General features: G+C 61.5%; 1 protein-coding gene. It reads right to left on the reverse strand.

Annotated elements, in window-relative coordinates; all coding sequences use genetic code 11:
• The coding region (gene adhE, locus AC0KVQ_RS16310) for a bifunctional acetaldehyde-CoA/alcohol dehydrogenase (protein WP_473422252.1) at window positions 1-2,304 on the reverse strand (2,304 nt) is incomplete at both ends.

A 2,304-nucleotide genomic window follows, 5' to 3' on the forward strand; every position in this document is an offset into this window, starting at 1 on the left:
TGCTTGGCCACTTCGGCGTAGCGCGCCACGCCCTTCGGCCGGTCGTACTGGCTGAACGCGGTCTGCTTGGTCGGGATGTCGACGGCGTTGTAGCGGATCACGTTGCTGATCAGCAAGGCGTTGGCCAGTCCATGCGGGACGTGGAACTCGGCGCCAAGCTTGTGCGCCATCGAGTGGCACACGCCCAGGAAGGCGTTGGCGAAGGCGATGCCGGCGATACAGGCGGCGTTGTGCACCTGTTCGCGCGCTTTCGGGTCATTGGCGCCATTCTGGAACGAAGACGGCAGGTATTCCTTCAACAGCTTGAGTGCCTGCAACGCCTGGGCGTCGGAGTATTCGTTCGCCATCACCGAGGCATACGCTTCCAGCGCATGGGTCACGGCGTCGATGCCACCAAACGCGGTCAGCGACTTGGGCATGTTCATGACCAGGTTGGCGTCGACAATCGCCATGTTCGGGGTGAGTTCATAGTCGGCGATCGGGTATTTCACGCCGGTCACTTCGTCCGTCACCACGGCAAACGGGGTCACTTCCGAACCGGTACCGGAGGTGGTCGGTACTGCCACCATCATGGCCTTGGTGCCCATCTTCGGGAACTTGTAGATGCGCTTGCGGATGTCCATGAAGCGCAGCGCCAGGTCTTCGAAGTGAACGTCCGGATGTTCGTACATCACCCACATGATCTTGGCGGCATCCATCGGTGAACCACCGCCCAGCGCCAGGATCACGTCCGGCTGGAAGGCGTTGGCCAAGGACAGGCCCTTGCGCACGATGGCAAGCGTCGGGTCGGCGGCGACTTCGTAGAACACTTCCACTTCCATGCCCTGCTTCTTCAGCAGGCGTACGGTGTCGTCGACGTAGCCGTTTTCGAACAGGTAGCGGTCGGTAACGATCAGGGCGCGCTTCTTGCCAGCCAGGTCTTCCAGGGCGATCGGCAGACAGCCGCGACGGAAATAGATCGACTTGGGCAGTTTGTGCCACAGCATGTTCTCGGCCCTCTTGGCGACAGTCTTCTTGTTGATCAGGTGCTTCGGTCCGACGTTCTCCGAAATCGAGTTGCCGCCCCACGATCCGCAGCCCAGGGTCAGTGACGGGGCCAGGCTGAAGTTGTACAGGTCGCCGATGCCGCCTTGCGAGGACGGGGTGTTGATCAGGATACGGGCGGTCTTCATCTTGTCGCCGAAGTAGCGCACGCGGTCCGCTTGCAAATCCTGGTCGGTGTAAAGCGCGGAGGTGTGGCCGATGCCACCCATCGCGACCAGTGCGGCGGCCTTGTCGCAGGCGTCGATGAAGTCCTTGGCCTTGTACATCGCCAATGTCGGCGAGAGCTTTTCATGGGCGAAGGCTTCGGCTTCGGAGATCTCGGTCACTTCACCGATCAGCACCTTGGTGTACGGCGGCACGCTGATGCCGGCCATTTCGGCAATCTTGGTCGCAGGCTGGCCGACGATGGCGGCGTTGAGGGCGCCTTCCTTCAACAGGATCTTGGCGACCGCAGCGGTTTCCTTCTTGTTCAGGATGTAACCGCCATGCTTGTGGAAGCGCTCACGTACGGCGTTATAAACCTTGTCGACCACGATCACCGATTGCTCGGAGGCGCAGATCACGCCGTTGTCGAAGGTCTTGGACATCAGGATCGAGGCGACGGCACGCTTGATGTCGGCGGTCTCATCAATCACGGCCGGGGTGTTGCCGGCACCGACGCCAATCGCCGGTTTGCCGGACGAGTAGGCAGCACGCACCATGCCCGGGCCACCGGTGGCCAGGATCAGGTTGATGTCGGGGTGACGCATCAGTTGATTCGACAGATCGACCGTCGGCTCGTCCACCCAGCCGACGATGTCGGCCGGGGCGCCAGCAGCCACGGCGGCATCCAGCACCAGTTTCGCAGCAGCGCAAGTGGCCTTCTTGGCACGCGGGTGCGGCGAAAAGATGATGCCGTTGCGGGTCTTCAGCGCAATCAGTGCCTTGAAGATCGCGGTCGAGGTCGGGTTGGTGGTCGGCACGATGCCGCACAGAATCCCCACCGGCTCTGCAATCGTGATGGTGCCGAAGTTGTCGTCTTCGGACAGCACGCCGCAGGTCTTCTCATCCTTGTACTTGTTGTAGATGTACTCGGAGGCGTAGTGGTTCTTGATCACCTTGTCTTCCAGCACGCCCATACCGGTTTCCGCCACGGCCATCTTGGCCAGCGGAATGCGCGCATCCGCCGCTGCCAGTGCCGCGCAACGGAAGATATGGTCCACCTGCTCTTGCGTGAACCCCGCGAAGGTTTGTTGGGCTTGCTTGACTCGGGCGACTAGC

It is taken from the genome of Formivibrio sp. oc-25, assembly GCF_055810895.1.